A 15,467-nucleotide genomic window follows, 5' to 3' on the forward strand; every position below is an offset into this window, starting at 1 on the left:
ACGATATGCGTCTTGTGAACAAGTTTCTGCCGTTGGCACTTGCACTTGTACTGCCAGCGGCATTCAGTGCCAGCGCCCAGGCAGCGTCGACGGTGAGCGTCTACAACTGGACCGACTACATTGGTGAAACCACCTTGGCGGATTTCCAGGCCAACACCGGGATCAAGGTGGTCTACGACGTGTTCGACTCCAACGAAACCCTGGAAGGCAAGTTGCTCGCCGGGCGCACCGGCTATGACGTGGTGGTGCCCTCCAACCACTTCCTGGCGCGGCAAGTGAAGGCTGGCGCGTTCCTCACGCTGGACCGTGCGCAACTGCCAAACTTCAAGAACCTCGATCCCCGGTTGCTCAAGCTGCTGGAGCAGAACGACCCGGGTAACGCGCACTCGGTGCCGTACCTGTGGGGCACCAATGGCATCGGTTACAACGTCGACAAGGTCAAGCAGGTGCTGGGTATCGAGCGCATTGATTCATGGGCGGTGCTGTTCGAGCCGGACAACCTCAAGAAGCTCCATGAATGCGGTGTGGCCTTCCTTGATTCGCCGGATGAGCTGTTTCCGGCGATCCTCAACTACATGGGCAAGGACCCACGCAGCGAGAACGCCGAGGACTACAAGCAGGCCGAAGCCAAGCTGCTGACGCTGCGGCCGTACATCACTTATTTCCATTCCTCCAAGTACATCTCGGACCTGGCCAACGGCAATATCTGCGTGGCCTTCGGTTATTCCGGCGATGTGTTCCAGGCCGCCAACCGCGCCAAGGAAGCCAAAAACGGGGTGAACATTGCGTACTCGATTCCCAGGGAAGGCTCCAACCTGTGGTTCGACCTGCTGGCAATTCCTGCCGACGCCACCAACCCCAAAGAGGCCCACGCGTTCATCAACTACCTGCTCGAACCCGAAGTGATCGCCAAGGTCAGCGCCTCGGTGGGCTACGCCAACGCCAACCCGGCGGCCAAGCCGTTCATGGCCCCGGAACTGGTCAACAATCCTGAGGTTTACCCGCCCCAGGAAGTCCTCGACAAACTCTACATTTCCACCACGCCCACGCCGGCGACCATGCGCGTGATGACCCGCGCCTGGAGCAAAGTGAAGTCCAACCGATGATTCAGTCCAACGAACATGCGCAGTCCTATTACCGCGCGACAGCCAACACCATGCCGCAGCGCCCTGCACTCGACGCTGATCTGAGCGTCGATGTGTGTGTGATCGGCGGCGGGTTCACCGGGGTCAACACGGCCATCGAACTGGCCCAGCGCGGGCTCTCGGTGATTGTGCTGGAGGCCCGCCGCATTGGCTGGGGTGCCAGCGGGCGCAACGGTGGGCAGTTGATTCGGGGTATCGGTCATGATGTCTCGGGGTTTGCCAAATACGTGGGTGAGGAGGGCGTGCGCTATCTGGCGCGAGCCGGTATCGACTCGGTGGCGTTGGTGGGCGAGCGCATCGGCGAGCATGGTATCGATTGCGACTTGCGCTGGGGTTTTTGTGAACTGGCCAACACCCCGGCGCAATTCGCCGCGTTCAAGAATGAACAGGCGCAGTTGGCGGCCATGGGCTATGCCCCTGAAACCCGGTTGGTGGGCGCGCAGGACATGGCCCAGGTGGTGGGCTCGACAGTGTACGCCGGAGGCCTGGTCGACATGGGCTCCGGGCATCTGCACCCGCTCAACCTGGTGCTTGGCGAGGCGCAGGTGGCCGAGGCCCTCGGGGTGCGGATCTTTGAACAGACCGAGGTGCTGGAGCTGATCCATGGCAACACTGTGCAGGTGCGTTGCGCCGGCGGCAGTGTGCGCGCCGCCCATCTGGTGCTGGCGTGCAATGCGCACCTGGAGAACCTGGAGCCGCGCCTGGGCGGCAAGGTGCTGCCGGCGGGCAGCTACATCATCGCCACCGAGCCATTGCCGGAAACGGTGGCCGAGCAATTGATTCCGCAGAATCTGGCGCTGTGCGACCAGAAAGTCGGGCTGGATTACTACCGGCTGTCCGCCGACCGGCGCCTGCTGTTTGGCGGTGCCTGCCATTACTCGGGGCGCGACCCCCAGGACATCGCCGCTTACATGCGCCCGAAAATGCTCAAGGTGTTCCCGCAACTGGCCGACACCGCCATCGAGTTCCAGTGGGGCGGCAAGATCGGCATCACCGCCAACCGCTTTCCCCAGGTCGGGCGGCTCAAGCAGTACCCCAATGTGTTCTATGCCCAGGGCTATTCCGGCCATGGCCTCAACGTGACCCACTGGTGCGCACGGCTGCTGGCCGAAGCGATTCACGCGCGTGCAAGTCGCGGCCTGGATATTTTCAGCCAGGTGCCGCACATGACCTTCCCGGGCGGCAAGGCGCTGCGCTCGCCGCTGTTGGCGTTGGGTATGTTGTGGTATCGGTTGCGGGAGGTGCTTTGATCACACAAAGGGCGCAGGCAATCGCTGTACTGGGCGCCTTATTCACTAACCTCAGTTTCAGTCAGCACCTTGCGAAACGTCTCCACCAGCGGTCGCAAATTAACGCGGTGCCAGGCCGCCCACAGCGGTGTGGTGTAGGTCAGCCACGGCAACTCTCGCAACACCACGCCGGGCGGGGCATTGCGGCTCAGGCCCTTCTGCACCATCGCTACCCCGAGCCCTGACGCCACCAGGCCCAGTGCGGTAAAGGGTTCGCTGGCTTCCATGGGAATCTGTGGGGTGAAACCGGCACGGATGCAGGCAGCGACGAAATCATCGGCCGGGTGGGCGCCGGTTTTGCGCTGCACGCCGATCCATTGTTGGTCCGCCAGGTGTTCGGGCAGCAGTTCGCGTTGCCGGGCCAGCGGATGCTGTTCGGGCAGGGCCAGCAGCATCGGGTCGTCGAGCACCTGCAAGGCGCTCAGGTCTGGATCGTCGTCGGCGGGGGGCTCGCTTACCAGGGCGATGTCCAGACTGCGTTGGCGCAGGCCCTCCAACTGTTCGAGGGAGGGCAGGTTATACAGCTTGATATGCACGGTGGGGCGATCGTCGCGCAGTATGCGCAAGGCATTGGGCAGAACACCGGCGTGCATGGCATTTTCGATATAGCCGATGCACAGGCCGCCTTCTTCCCCACGGCCCAGGCGCTTGCCCAGCGATTCCAGACGGTTGGCATGGGTCAGCAGCGCCTTGGTTTCAGCCAGGAAGGTCTGGCCGTCGCGGGTCAGACGGATGCGCTGCTGGCTGCGCTCGAACAGGGTCAGGCCCAGGCGTTCTTCCAACTGGGCGATCTGCCGGCTCAGGGGCGATTGGGAGATGTGCAAGCGCTCGGCGGCGCGGCCGACGTGTTCCTCTTCGGCGACCACTTCGAAGTAGCGCAGTTGGCGTAGATCGATCATGTAAGACCTGCAAGGACTCAAGTTGGTCGCAGTATGTCTTGGACGGTCTAACCAACGCAATCTAGCATCTGCTCAACGGTCACAACCAACCGATTGAGGATCTCACCATGAGCTTGAAAGACAAACTCCCCGGTGTACTGGGCTTTGGCACCGCACCCTTGGGAAATATGTTCCGCGCCATCCCTGAAGACGAAGCCCAGGCCACCGTCGAAGCCGCCTGGAACCACGGCGTCCGTTACTTCGATACCGCGCCGTTCTACGGCTCGGGCCTGTCGGAAATCCGCTTGGGCCAGGCCCTGTCCCACTACAACCGTGATGACTACGTGCTCAGCACCAAGGTCGGCCGGGTGATTCTGGATGAAGTCGAAACCGGCGCCCGTGACCTTGGCGAAAAAAGCGGCGTGTTCGAACACGGCCGCCCGAATAAAATCCTCAATGACTACAGCGCCGATGCCACCCTGCGCTCCATTGACGATAGCCTCAAGCGCCTGCAAACCGATCGCCTCGACATCGTGTGGATTCACGATATCGCCCAGGATTTTTACGGCGACCAGTGGCTGGACTACTTCAACCAGGCCCGTACCGGCGCCTTCAAAGTGCTGACCCGCTTGCGCGAGGAGGGTGTGATCAAGGCCTGGGGTCTGGGCGTCAATCGCGTCGAGCCGTGTGAACTGACCCTGGACCTGACTGAGGCGCAGCCCGACGGGTTCCTCCTCGCCGGCCGCTATACGCTGCTGGACCACGAGCGCGCACTGCAACGCCTGATGGACGCAGCCTTGGCCCAGCAGGTTGAAATTGTGGTCGGCGGCCCGTACAGCTCTGGCATCCTCGCCGGCGGCGCACACTTTGAATACCAACCCGCTAAGCCTGCGATCATCAGCAAGGTCGAGCAGATCAAGGCGATTGCCCAGGCATTTGGCGTGAGTGTGAAAGCCGCGGCGCTGCAGTTTTCCCTGGCACACCCGGCCGTGGCGGCGGTGATTCCCGGTGCCAGTCGTCCGGGGCGCATTGCCGAAGACGTTGCGGCGTTGTCAGAACAGATTCCAGCAGCCTTCTGGCAAGCGCTACGCGAGGCCCGACTGATTTCGGATCGTGCGCCTTTGCCTCTCTAATCTTAAGGAAGCTAACCATGAAAATTGATGTGAGCGGCAAAGTAGCCATCGTCAGCGGCAGCACTGCCGGTATCGGCTTGGGCATCAGCCAGGCCCTGGCGCAATCCGGCGCAACGGTGGTAGTGATCGGGCGGGACGCGGGCAAGGTCGACGACGCTTTGGCCAGCATTCGCCAAGGGGTGCCCGGCGCTGACCTGCGTGGGCTGGTGGCCGACCTTGGCACCCTGGAGGGCGCCGAGAAACTGTTCGCCGCCGAACCTCGCGCCGATATCCTGGTCAACAACCTCGGCATCTTCAACGATGTGGATTTCTTCGAGGCGCCAGACAGTGAGTGGACGCGCTTCTATGAGGTCAATGTGATTTCCGGCGTGCGCCTGTCGCGCCATTATGCGCCGGGCATGGTCGAGCAGGGCTGGGGGCGGGTGATCTTTGTGTCGTCGGAATCCGGGGTGGCGACGCCGGCCGACATGATCAACTACGGCGTGACCAAAAGCGCCAACCTGGCGGTCTCCCACGGCCTGGCCAAGCGCCTGGCAGGCACCGGGGTGACGGTGAATGCGATTTTGCCGGGGCCGACCTTTACCGACGGCCTGGAACAGATGCTCAAGGACGCCACGGCCCAGTCCGGGCGCAGTGCGCGGGAAGAAGCCGATGTGTTCGTGCGTAATGCGCGGCCCACCTCGATCATCCAGCGTGCAGCCAATGTGGATGAAGTGGCGAACCTGGTGGCGTACATTGCTTCACCGCTGTCGTCTGCCACTACCGGTGCCGCTTTGCGCGTAGACGGTGGCGTTGTCGACAGCATGGCGATCTGATTTTTCCCCTGATTGGAGTATTTATCGTGGCAACAGCGTCTTCAGTAATTGAAATCCCGGCATCAGCCGACCAGGTCTGGCAACTGATTGGCGGCTTCAACAGCCTGCCCGACTGGCTGCCCTTTATCGCCAAGAGCGAGCCGAGCGAAGGTGGCCGTGTGCGTCACCTGACCACCGCTGACGGCGGCCAGATCGTCGAGCGTTTGCAGACCTTTGACAACGTGGCGCGCATTTACAGCTACACGATTGAAGAATCGCCGTTTCCGGTGAGCGCGTACCTGGCGACCGTGCAGGTTGAAGCGCTGACCGAGTCGTCGGCGAAAGTCACCTGGTCCGGCGTGTTCACTCCGGCAGCGGGCACCACGGATGCGGCGGTGGAGGAGTTATTTGCCGGCGTCTACAGCGGTGGCTTGGAGGCGTTGCGCGGCAACTTCCCCAACTGAACCGGTGTTATCGGGAAAAAACTGGTGATGGGCGAGGATCGCTGCAACTGACTCAGCGGGCGTCCTCTGCGCCGTATCGAGCCTGAACGGCGGCTCATCCCAGCATTCATATTCATGCACCAGCACCGACTGCCAGGTCGGCGGCGCCAGACCGGGAACATCGCCCACGCGGCTTTCCACACGGCGCCGATGCTCGTGCTGATCAGCACACACCACCTGGATATTGATCAGTTCAACCTGCGCTGCCGTCGCCACGGCTTGCCAGGCTTGGCGGCTGTCCCTGACCGGGTTCACGCAATCGGCGATGACCCGATGCCCCAGGCGCAAATTGCTCAGCGCCAATGCATTGGCCACGCTGTAGCCGCTGGCGCCCACATCCCCCGCCAATACGGCGGCATCGCGCAGCGCCTGTTCGATCACATCAATACGCAGGTAAACCGCGCCGGTCTGTCGCGCCAGTTCCCTGGCAACCGTGGTCTTGCCGCTGCCGGGCAGACCGCTGAATACGATAAGCATGGTCATCAACTCTTTGCAGGAGCGAGCTTGCTCGCGAAAAACGTCAACGATAACGCGTACTTCCAGGTAAAACGTGTGGTCTTGACTATTTTCGCGAGCAAGCTCGCTCCTACAGTGTTATTAGAACTGCTTCACTTCGACAACAGGACCTGCGCCCCATGACCCTGCCATTTGTGAAGATGCACGCCCATGGCGACGACTTCATCATCATCGACCGCCGTGGCCAGGACAACCCCATCACTGCACAGGTCGCCGCCCGCCTGGGCAACCGCCGCTCGGGTATCGGTTTCAATCAGTTGGCGGTGATACTCGACTGTGGAGACGCCGCCGCACATGTCCAGTTCTGGAACCCCGACGGCACGCGGCTGCCAACCTGCGGCAGCGCGACTCGTGGGGTGGCCGACCGCCTGATGCACGAGACCGGCATCGACACCGTCGTATTACGCACCGACCGCGGTTTGCTGACGTGCACACGCGTCGACGGGCAGCGCGTGTCGGTGGACATGGGCGCGCCGTCGCTGGACTGGGCGGCGGTGCCGCTGGCCGAGGCGATGGACACCCGCGTGCTGCCCATGCACGGTAACCCGGCGGCCTGCAGCATGGGCAACCCGCATTGCACGTTTTTTGTGCAAGACATCGCTGCCATCGATGTCGCGGCGGTGGGCCCGGCGCTTGAAGCCCACCCGCTGTTCCCGGCCAAGACCAATGTGCATTTTGTGCAGGTGTTGAGCCGTGGCCGTATCCGCCTGCGCATCTGGGAGCGTGGCGGCGCGGTGCCGTTGGGCTCCGGTTCGTGCTGCTGCGGTGCGGTGGTCAATGGGATTCGGCGGGGGTTGCTCGATGACAGCGTGGAGGTCGAATGCGACGGCGGTACGGTCACGGTGCAGTGGGACGGGCAGGGCGGGGTGATCTTGACCGGCCGTGTCGAGCCGATCATGCAGGGCGCCGCATACCTGGGCTAGAACGTCACGGTAAACGTAGTACCGGCCGTGGCGCAGGACGTCACCGCCACATCGCCACCATGCACCTTGGCCAGTTCGCGCACGATATACAGGCCGAGGCCGACGCTGCGCACATCGCTGCCCTGGTCGGTGCCACGGGTCATGGGCTCGAACAACCTGGCCAGCAGTGTTTCGGGAATCGCCAGGCCATGGTTGTGCACCGCGACCGCGCAGGCGTTGTCGCCCAGGCGCGAGGTGATGGTGATCGGTTGCAGCAGGTCGCCATAGGCCACGCTGTTGGCAACCAGGTTACCGATCATCTGCTGCACTCGGTCGGCATCCAGGCACGCCTGGCCGTTGCCTTCGGCCTGATGCACCAGCGTGGCCCTGGGAAAGGCCACCCGCAACTCATCCACCGCATGTTGAATAACGCCGTGCAAATCCAGCGGCACCGCCTTGATGGTGATGCCTTGGCCGACCCGCGCCTGGGTGAAGTCCAGCAGGTCGGCGATCATGCGATGGGCGCGTTCGGCCGACTGGCCGATATGCCCCAACAGTTGGCGCTCCTTGGCCGTGCGCTCGCCGCGCTGCAGAAAGTCCGAAGCCATGCGGATTGCGGTAAGGGGGTTTTTCAAGTCATGACTGACAATCGCCACCATTTGTTCGGCAAACAACGCCCGGCGCTGGGCAACCGCATAGGCCGCGCTGAGTTCGGCCTGGGCCTGTTGCAGGGCGACCTCGGTGGCGGTTTTTTCCTGGAGCAGCGCTTCGGCCAACTTGCGTGCATTGAGCAGTTCGCGCTCGTATTTGTCGCGGTCGGTGGTGCCGAACAGTGCCAGGTCATGCACCACGCCGTCGGCCTGCCGGCGCTGGTTGGCATTGAGTAATACGGTCACTTTGTGCCCGGCGCAATGGCGGATGTCGAGCTTCACTTCGGTGACGCTGCCGTGCATGCGTAGCATCGGTGCCAGGTGGGTCTGGTAGAAAATCCGCCCGCCCATGGTCAGCAGGTCCTGGAAGCGCCGCCCTTGCAGCTCGGCGGCGCTGAACCCGAGCCAGTCGCTCAAGCGCGGGTTGACGTGCAGGATCGTGCCGTCTTCGTGGGTTACGGCCAGGGCGCAGGCGGCGCTGTCGAATAGCGACTCAGCAGGCATCGGCAGGCGCCCAGGGGGCCAGGAACCGGTCCATTGCCGCTGCGCACGCCTGGGGTGCACTCATATGCGGGCAATGGCCGACATTGTCCACCAGGCAATAAGTGCTGTTGGGCAGCACGCGGTGCAGGTATTCACCCACGGCTACGGGGGCAATCAGGTCGTCAGTCGATTGCAGGATCAACACCGCAGTAGGCAGGCCCTCTACATCCTGGCGGTTATCCGAAAGGAAGGTCACCCGGGCAAATTGCTTGGCGATGTCCGGCTCGGTGCGGCAAAAGCTCTCGGTCAACGCCTCACCCAGTGCCGGTTGGTCCGGCGCGCCCATGATTACCGGGGCCATCGCGCTCGACCAGCCCAGGTAGTTGCTGTCGAGGGTGTCGAGCAGGTCGTCGATATCCTCGCGCTTGAAGCCGCCAACATAATCGTCAGTGTCGATATAGCGCGGCGATGGGCCGATCATCACGTGCGCAGCAATACGCCCGGGGACAAAACGGTCGGCGAGGGTGCCAATCATCGCGCTGACGGAGTGGCCCACCAGGATCACCGGGCCTTGGGCATAGGCGTCGATAATCTCGTTGAGGTCGCGGGCGTAGCCGTCCAGGGCCAGGTATTTGGCTTTGTCGAACGCGCTGAGGTCCGACCGGCCCGCACCGACCAGGTCGTAGAGAACCACGCGAAAGCGCTGGCTAAAGTGCGGCGCCAACTGGTTCCACATCGCTTGATTGCAGCCAAAGCCGTGGGAAAACACCAGCGTCGAAGGACCGTCGCCCATCACATTCACATTGTTGCGGTAGCGCAGGTCCATGGCGTTCTCGTAGCTGGCAATTTGCTATGCGGGGTAAGGCCGCAGTTTAGATAGTCGCGCACCTGGGGTCACGCGTTATACGTCGATAAGGTAAAGTCGGCAGCTTAAGGAAGAAACCTCAGGTAACAAAACATGATAGGGAATTGGCGTCAAAAGGTCTCGGGTTTGCTGGCCCTGGTGCTCCTCGGCGTGCTGAACATAGCCCAGGCGGACACTTCACCGATCGGGGTCGCCCTCGACCAGCGGGTGATTGACCTCACCAACACCCTCGACGCAACCACCACCCAGCGCCTTAAAAACCAGCTTGGCGACCTTGAAGCGCGCAAAGGCGCGCAAGTCGCGGTGTTGCTGGTGCCGACCACGGGCGGCGCCGCTATCGAAGACTATGCCAACCAACTGTTTCGCGCCTGGAAGCTGGGGCGCAAGGACGTCAACGATGGCATCCTGCTGGTAGTGGCCAAGGCTGATCGCGCAGTGCGCATTGAAGTGGGCTACGGCCTGGAAGGCATCGTCACCGACCTGCTGGCTCATCGCATTATTGAAGAACAGATCACCCCGGCGTTTCGCCAGGGTGATTTTGCCGGCGGTGTGCAACAGGGCGTGGACGCCCTGACCGTGCTGGTGGACGGCGGTGACTTGCCGCCATTGGCGGGCGCCGGGATCAACCCTCAATTTATCGCGTTGCTGGTGGCGTTTATCCTGGGCGGCTTGGGCGGCGTGGCGGTCGCTGCCGGCAAGCTGCATTGGCGCCGGGCGTTGATCGTCACCGTGGCGGCCACGCTGTTGCTGACGCTGCTGGCGGGCGGTCGCGAGTGGCCGATGTTCCTGTTTGTAATGCCGCTGACGCTGTTGATAGGCGGCGCGATATTCGGCGCGCTGTGGCAGGTGCGTACGCTGTTTTACTGCGTAATCGGGCTGCTGGCTTATATCCTCGGGTTGGTGGTGGCAAACCAGTACGTGGACGTCAGTTTCATCCATTGGCTGCTGTGGCCACTGGGCGTCTTGGTGGTGCTGGGGTTGTACCTGGTGCTACTGCTGATCATGAGAGAGACCTGGCGCACCAGCCGTGCAGGTTTTAGTGTGCGACTGCTGGCGGCGGTAGTCGTGTACGTGGTGGCAGGGTGGGTGATTGACGGCGGCCGCGACGGCTGGCTATTGGCGTTTCCCATCGCATCGTTTGTCGCGCTGATCATCTTCGGCAAGGTCGGTGAAGGGACGGGATCGGGTAGCGGCTCCAGTTCGAGTTCCAGCAGTTCCACCTCCAGTGACAGTTCCTCCGGTGGCGGTGGTTCCAGTGGTGGCGGTGGGGCTTCCGGCAGTTGGTGACGCGGTAGCCGATCCCCACACTTTCGAACCCCATCCATGGCAAGCGCGTGTTTGGCAATGCCATGGGGGGCACAACGGTTTGGACCGCAAACAGCCGGTTGCAGTATTACGCCTTGACCCAATCGCCCTTGTCATCGGATTTGATTTCGAAATCAATGGGGTCATGGTTGGCGTTGCCTGGAGCGTTTTCAACGGCCTTTTCGTCCGACGGCAGGAAGTTGCGATCTAACTGGCTGCGGGCAGTGTTGACCTGAGAGTTGTCGACGGCCTTTTCGTCCGCAGGCAGGAAGTTCTGATCCAACCGACTACGGTTGGCGTGGGCCCTGTATTCGTCGCCGATGTTCTTCCAGCCGCCCTTGCCATCGGACACTTCTGCATCGTCCCCAATCTGGTTTTCTTCCTTGGGGTTGTATCTGGCTTTGTCGTTGTCGATCCTGCCGTTGTCAACGGGTTGGTATGCAGGGAAAGATGGGCTGGAACCATTGATTGAAGACACGATTGCACCTCTCTGATAGCTGGGATATTGACCCGCCAGGACGTGGTCCCGGCTCGGCGTTTCGCAGGCTACAGCGCCATGAGTAGTCGCTCAATGCGGCCCATTTCGGGTGAATGTAACCGAGTGAAACCGCTGTGGTCGCGGGTTTCCAAATAGTGAGAGTGGCGATAGGTGCAATCCGGCAAAAGGGGCAGCAGAGTCAGGCTGGATGTAAGAAAGCGTCGTTGGTTCTCAGGTTTTCATTTGTAGAAATACATTTGACGGCTCAGTGGTGTGCGCTTGTTTCACGATTGGAAACAGTTATGTAATGACCTTTCTTAGACAGTTCTCACCATTTCATGCCACGCCATCCCACCGTGATCCGACGGCGAAGGACGCACATAGGTGTAGCCCATGCGGGTGTACAACGGCACGTGCTGGTGCTTGCACATCAGGTGAATCGTCTGCTTGCCCATTGCTGCCATGCGCTGCACGAACGCGGTCATCAGTTTTTTTGCATAGCCTTTGCCTTGATGTGCCGGGTCGACCACCACCGACATGATCACCACATTCGGCGCCTCGGCCACATGGCCTACCAACTCCTTGAATGCCTCATCCGACATCACCACATTGTGGGCACAGCCGGAATTGATGAAACCTGCGATTTCGCCATCCGCCTCCAGGATCAAAAAGCCCTGGGGATACTGGGCGATGCGCGTGGTGATTTTTTCCAGGGTGGCGGCTTCGTCGCCTTCGTATGCGCTGGTTTCGATTTCAAAGCAGCGGTGGGCGTCGGTGGGCAGAGCGGTACGCAGGGTAAGGGTGGGCATGGGTGGTTCCAGGGCGTTGAGCGAAAGGCAACATCATAAAGAAACGTCGAGCTTATGGCACAGCAAGGCCATTTGCTTGGAGGGGAAGGTGTGAGGTTCAACTGAAATATCGGATGCAGAGCGCAGGCCTGACTGATGCGACTCAGTCCAATGTGGGAGGGGGCTTGCTCCCGATGAGGGAGTGTCAGTAAACGCATCTTGGACTGACCCACTGCCATCGGGAGCAAGCCCCCTCCCACATTTGGACGACCTAGAATTCCCCGGAATACTTTACTGCCGCCGCCGCCCGCGACGGCACATTCAAACTGCGCAGCAATGACGACACATGAATGCGCACGGTAAACGGCGAAATATCCAGGGCCTTGGCGATTTCCTTGTTGGTCTTGCCCTGGGCAATCAGGCGCAGCACTTCCTGCTGGCGGGTGGTGAGGGTGTGGGTGTCCAGCGGCAGCAGGCCCGAAGGCGCGAACTTGACCAGCACTTCGCCGTTGCGGATCGCCAGCAACGCCTGGCCGATGTCGTCGGGGGCGATGTTCTTGCCGATGAAACCGTCGGCGCCCAGGGCCATCACCTGTTCGATCAGCGCCGGGTCGTCGACCATCGACACCACGATCAACGTTGTGCGCCGCAGTTGCTGGCGCAGTTCGGCCAGTTGGCTGATGCAAGTCAGGCCGGGGAAGCGCAGGTCGAGGATCAGAGTGTCGACTTCGCTCGGCTCGCACAGCAGCGCATTCACCGTGGCCAGGTCGCCGGCCTCTTGCACCTGGGCATCGGGCAGCAGGCGCCGCACGGTGCGCGCCATGCCTTCGCGAAACATCGGGTGGTCGTCGGCGATGATGATCCGGCCGGTCATGGTGAGCTCCTTCCTGGGGCAAGGCGGTGTCGAGGCATGCTACTTTACCAGCGGGCCGAGGGCCTCTTTTCCAAAGATGATCTGTCAAGGATATGACTATGAGTCCCGAGACCAACTCCGAACTCGATCAGGCTAACCTGCGCATCGTGGTGGCCACCATCGCCATTGTGTATATCAGCGTACTGGGTTTTTTGCCCGGGCAGTCGCTGGACACCTACCTGCCGGTGATCCTGTATATCTTCGGGTTCCTGCTGGCGTCCATCGTGTTGCGCCAGGTGATCGCACGTTGGCCCGGGCATTACCCGGCGCGGCGCATCTTCGGCATGATCCACGACTACACCGGCACGTCGTTCGGCCTGGTGGTGGGTGGTGAGGCGGCGTTGCCGCTGTATGCGGTGATGGTCTGGGTGAACCTGGGCAACGGGATGCGCTATGGGTCGCGCTACCTGGCGATTGCCACGGGGCTTGCGTTGCTGGCGCTGCTGATCGTGTACCAGCTTACGCCGCTGTGGCAGGCGCAACCGTTCATGGTGTTGATGCTGATGATCACCAGCACGGTGATCCCGGTGTACGCCCATATCCTTCTGGAGCGCACGCGCAAGGCTTCGGAACAAGCCATTGCCGCCAACCTGGAAAAATCCCGCTTTCTCGCCCAAGCGAGCCATGACCTGCGCCAGCCGATCCACTCCATTGGCCTGTTCACCGCCTGCCTGCGCGAAGCACGGTTGGGGGATGACGAGCGGCGGCTGGTGGACAATATCGATCGCTCGCTGCTCAACGTGTCGCAACTGTTCCGTTCGATCCTCGACCTCTACACCCTCGACAACGGTCGCCTGTTGCCCAAATACCAGGTGATCCACCTGGGCGACTTTCTCGCCGACCTGGTGCGTCAGAACGCCGAGGCCGCACGCTGGGCCGGCGTGGAGTTGCGCTTGCGCCCCTGCACTCACTGGGTACGGGTGGACCCGGGCATGTTGGCAACCATGGTGCAAAACCTGCTCTCCAATTGCTTCAAGTACGGCGCGCAGCGGCCAGTGCTGATCGGCGTGCGTAGTCGTGAAAACGGCTTGGTCATAGAGGTGCATGATCAGGGGCGAGGGATTGCACGGGAGCATCTGTCAAAGGTCTTCGAAGAGTTCTATCGCGTGCGCCAATTGCGTGACAAGGATGTCGAAGGCGTGGGCCTCGGGCTGTCCATCGTCAAGCGCCTGGGGCAATTGATGGGGATGCAGGTGAGCCTGCGTTCGCGGTTGGGCCAGGGCACCTCGGTGAGCCTGCACGGCCTGGCCCTGGCCACCGCGCCGCGTCAACCGGCGCTGCGCGACGATGTGCGCCAGGCCGGTCTGCTCACCGGTCTGAAAGTGTGCCTGGTGGAGGATGACCACAACGTGCTGCTTGCCACCCAGGCGCTGCTGGAGCGATGGGGGTGCCAGGTGCAGGCTGAGTCGAGTGGGAAAGGGCTGGTCAGCGACTGCGATATCATCGTCGCCGACTATGACCTGGGTAATCACGCCACTGGCATTGAATGCATCGACGAGCTACGCCAGCAACGCGGTTGGGCGGTGCCGGCGTTGATCCTCACCGGTCACGACGTGGAGAGAATCCAGGCCGCGTTGCACGACCGTCAGATCGCCATCTTGTCCAAACCGGTGCGCCCTGCGGAACTGCGCGGCAGGTTGCGTGACCTCAGCCAGGAAAAAGTTACTGCATGAACGGTGTCAGCCCGTTGCCACGTGCGCCTTTTGGCTGGCAGTAGGCGGCAGGTTTCATCAGGCCAAAACTGGCGATCGCAAATGCACCGCCGCTGGCCCCGCTTGGTACGGAGCAGTTGTATTCGCCGGACGCAGTGTTGGCGACATAGTAAGTGGTCATGGAATCGCTGCGCACATTGGAAATACGTTTAACCGGCTCGCCCAGGTTGGTTTCCGACAGCTTCTTGAGGTGATCTTCAGTGGGCTTGATATTGCTGCAACCGGCGACGCCGATGATCAAGGCGCCCAGCAGGGCAAGGCGAGTAACAGGGGAGTGGAGTTTCATGGTGCGTCTTCCTTGGGGTTGTTTTGGTTTTTCCAGCGCGCAACAAACCCGCACGCAATGAATGCGCGGTGCTGAGGAAGCGTTGGAAGTGCCGAGGAATATAGCGCCGCGGGCGGGCAGGGTCGATTAGCACAAATGGGCTAATGGCTATTTGAGGTCATGGAAGGAACAGGCAGTGTTGGAGATAAAACGAGCTACGCCAGACGACGCCGACAGAGCGTTCGAGATTCGCCGTGACGCCATTCGCGGTCAGTGCATTGGCGCCTACAGCGCGGAGCAAATGGCGCTCTGGACCCGAGGTTGCGCAAGTGATGGCTACAGCGTGTTGATGGACAAACCGTTCTACCTGGGCTGGGTGAACGGTGAAGCTGTCGCTACCGGTATGCTCGATCCTGACCACCATGAGGTGGGAGCGTTGTTCGTGCGGCCTGCGTTCACTGGGCGCGGCTATGGCAAGGCGATGCTTGCGCATGTGGAGGGCATTGCACGGCAGATGGAGATTGAAAAGGTAGTGCTGGACGCCACCTTGAATGCGGTGAGTTTCTACCGCTCGTGTGGTTATGTGGGGGATGAGCAGGCGGTGTATCACTCACCCTCGGGGTTGGTGCTGGCGTGTGTGCCGATGGTGAAGCGGCTGCGGGTCATGCCGGCGTTTTGAATGCTGCGCGCAATTGCTCAATGACCTGAGCAACGCCTGGGCCCCGAATCCGTGGCGAGGGAGCTTGCTCCCGATAAGTATCGATATCTACACAACTCTCTAGCAGCCGACCGTAACCACGATGCGAAGCGAGCCGCTCTTGATCTGCTTTTGATCTTGATCTTAGGCG

At 61.5% G+C, this 15,467-nt stretch carries 17 protein-coding genes; 9 read left to right on the plus strand and 8 right to left on the minus strand.

Annotation, left to right across the window (positions count from 1 at the left end; genetic code table 11):
- Positions 1–5 precede the first annotated feature (5 nt).
- Both E3O56_RS23515 and E3O56_RS23520 read left to right on the plus strand, forming a co-directional pair.
- A complete protein-coding gene (locus E3O56_RS23515; protein WP_248129082.1) occupies positions 6–1,106 on the plus strand; it encodes a polyamine ABC transporter substrate-binding protein in 1,101 nt (366 codons plus the stop codon).
- Entirely contained in the window at positions 1,103–2,395 is a 1,293-nt protein-coding gene (locus E3O56_RS23520) for an FAD-binding oxidoreductase (RefSeq protein ID WP_248129083.1), read from the plus strand. The genes E3O56_RS23515 and E3O56_RS23520 overlap by 4 nt, the downstream gene beginning before the upstream one ends.
- Positions 2,396–2,433: 38 nt before the next feature.
- Here E3O56_RS23520 and E3O56_RS23525 read toward each other — a convergent pair whose 3' ends face one another.
- Entirely contained in the window at positions 2,434–3,333 is a 900-nt protein-coding gene (locus E3O56_RS23525; RefSeq protein WP_248129084.1) for a LysR substrate-binding domain-containing protein, read from the minus strand.
- Positions 3,334–3,440: 107 nt separating this feature from the next.
- Between E3O56_RS23525 and E3O56_RS23530 the strand changes: the two genes are divergently transcribed.
- Genes E3O56_RS23530 through E3O56_RS23540 form a run of 3 tightly spaced genes read left to right on the plus strand, consistent with a single transcriptional unit; the run spans position 3,441 to position 5,703 of the window.
- Positions 3,441–4,445, plus strand: a complete 1,005-nt coding sequence (locus E3O56_RS23530; protein WP_032880762.1) for an aldo/keto reductase — start codon at positions 3,441–3,443, stop codon at positions 4,443–4,445.
- A 17-nt stretch (positions 4,446–4,462) separates the two neighbouring features.
- On the plus strand, positions 4,463–5,260 hold the full coding sequence (locus E3O56_RS23535; RefSeq protein WP_032880763.1) for an SDR family oxidoreductase: 798 nt from the start codon (positions 4,463–4,465) through the stop codon (positions 5,258–5,260).
- Positions 5,261–5,286: 26 nt separating this feature from the next.
- Entirely contained in the window at positions 5,287–5,703 is a 417-nt protein-coding gene (locus E3O56_RS23540; protein WP_032880764.1) for an SRPBCC family protein, read from the plus strand.
- Here the strand turns inward: E3O56_RS23540 and E3O56_RS23545 are convergent.
- A complete protein-coding gene (locus E3O56_RS23545) occupies positions 5,644–6,219 on the minus strand; it encodes an AAA family ATPase (protein WP_248129085.1) in 576 nt (191 codons plus the stop codon). The genes E3O56_RS23540 and E3O56_RS23545 overlap by 60 nt on opposite strands.
- Before the next feature lie 158 nt (positions 6,220–6,377).
- Here E3O56_RS23545 and dapF point away from each other — a divergent pair, with 158 nt between their 5' ends.
- A complete protein-coding gene (dapF, locus tag E3O56_RS23550; RefSeq protein WP_103734952.1) occupies positions 6,378–7,181 on the plus strand; it encodes a diaminopimelate epimerase in 804 nt (267 codons plus the stop codon).
- On the opposite strand, the gene E3O56_RS23555 is transcribed toward dapF, so the two are convergent.
- Both E3O56_RS23555 and E3O56_RS23560 read right to left on the minus strand, forming a co-directional pair.
- The gene (locus tag E3O56_RS23555) at positions 7,178–8,314 is read right to left on the minus strand and encodes a PAS domain-containing sensor histidine kinase (protein WP_103734953.1); all 1,137 of its coding nucleotides are present in this window, start codon (positions 8,312–8,314) and stop codon (positions 7,178–7,180) included. The two genes, dapF and E3O56_RS23555, sit on opposite strands and share 4 nt — an antisense overlap.
- On the minus strand, positions 8,304–9,119 hold the full coding sequence (locus tag E3O56_RS23560; protein ID WP_248129086.1) for an alpha/beta hydrolase: 816 nt from the start codon (positions 9,117–9,119) through the stop codon (positions 8,304–8,306). The genes E3O56_RS23555 and E3O56_RS23560 overlap by 11 nt, the downstream gene beginning before the upstream one ends.
- A gap of 132 nt (positions 9,120–9,251) precedes the next feature.
- On the opposite strand from E3O56_RS23560, the gene E3O56_RS23565 reads away from it, so the two are divergent.
- A complete protein-coding gene (locus E3O56_RS23565) occupies positions 9,252–10,445 on the plus strand; it encodes a YgcG family protein (protein WP_078821176.1) in 1,194 nt (397 codons plus the stop codon).
- A gap of 106 nt (positions 10,446–10,551) precedes the next feature.
- Here the strand turns inward: E3O56_RS23565 and E3O56_RS23570 are convergent, their stop codons facing one another.
- The 3 genes from E3O56_RS23570 to E3O56_RS23580 all read right to left on the minus strand — a co-directional run bounded on the left by E3O56_RS23570 (position 10,552) and on the right by E3O56_RS23580 (position 12,603).
- Entirely contained in the window at positions 10,552–10,941 is a 390-nt protein-coding gene (locus tag E3O56_RS23570; RefSeq protein ID WP_228308479.1) for a hypothetical protein, read from the minus strand.
- Between the two features lie 317 nt (positions 10,942–11,258).
- Positions 11,259–11,750 carry a GNAT family N-acetyltransferase gene (locus tag E3O56_RS23575; protein ID WP_032880770.1) on the minus strand — a complete coding sequence of 164 codons (492 nt, stop codon included), beginning with the start codon at positions 11,748–11,750 and terminating at the stop codon, positions 11,259–11,261.
- Positions 11,751–12,000: 250 nt separating this feature from the next.
- Positions 12,001–12,603, minus strand: coding sequence for a response regulator transcription factor (locus E3O56_RS23580; RefSeq protein ID WP_248129087.1), 603 nt, complete (start codon positions 12,601–12,603; stop codon positions 12,001–12,003).
- Positions 12,604–12,701: 98 nt separating this feature from the next.
- Between E3O56_RS23580 and E3O56_RS23585 the strand changes: the two genes are divergently transcribed.
- On the plus strand, positions 12,702–14,315 hold the full coding sequence (locus E3O56_RS23585) for a hybrid sensor histidine kinase/response regulator (protein ID WP_248129088.1): 1,614 nt from the start codon (positions 12,702–12,704) through the stop codon (positions 14,313–14,315).
- On the opposite strand, the gene E3O56_RS23590 is transcribed toward E3O56_RS23585, so the two are convergent.
- Positions 14,305–14,640 (minus strand): hypothetical protein, encoded by a 336-nt coding sequence (locus tag E3O56_RS23590; protein ID WP_032880773.1) that lies wholly within the window; start codon positions 14,638–14,640, stop codon positions 14,305–14,307. The two genes, E3O56_RS23585 and E3O56_RS23590, sit on opposite strands and share 11 nt — an antisense overlap.
- A gap of 175 nt (positions 14,641–14,815) precedes the next feature.
- Between E3O56_RS23590 and E3O56_RS23595 the strand changes: the two genes are divergently transcribed.
- Entirely contained in the window at positions 14,816–15,298 is a 483-nt protein-coding gene (locus E3O56_RS23595; RefSeq protein ID WP_032880774.1) for a GNAT family N-acetyltransferase, read from the plus strand.
- The last annotated feature ends 169 nt before the right edge of the window (positions 15,299–15,467 follow it).

The sequence above is a fragment of the Pseudomonas sp. W2Aug9 genome (genome assembly GCF_023127755.1).
Classification (GTDB): Bacteria; Pseudomonadota; Gammaproteobacteria; order Pseudomonadales; family Pseudomonadaceae; genus Aquipseudomonas; species Aquipseudomonas synxantha_A.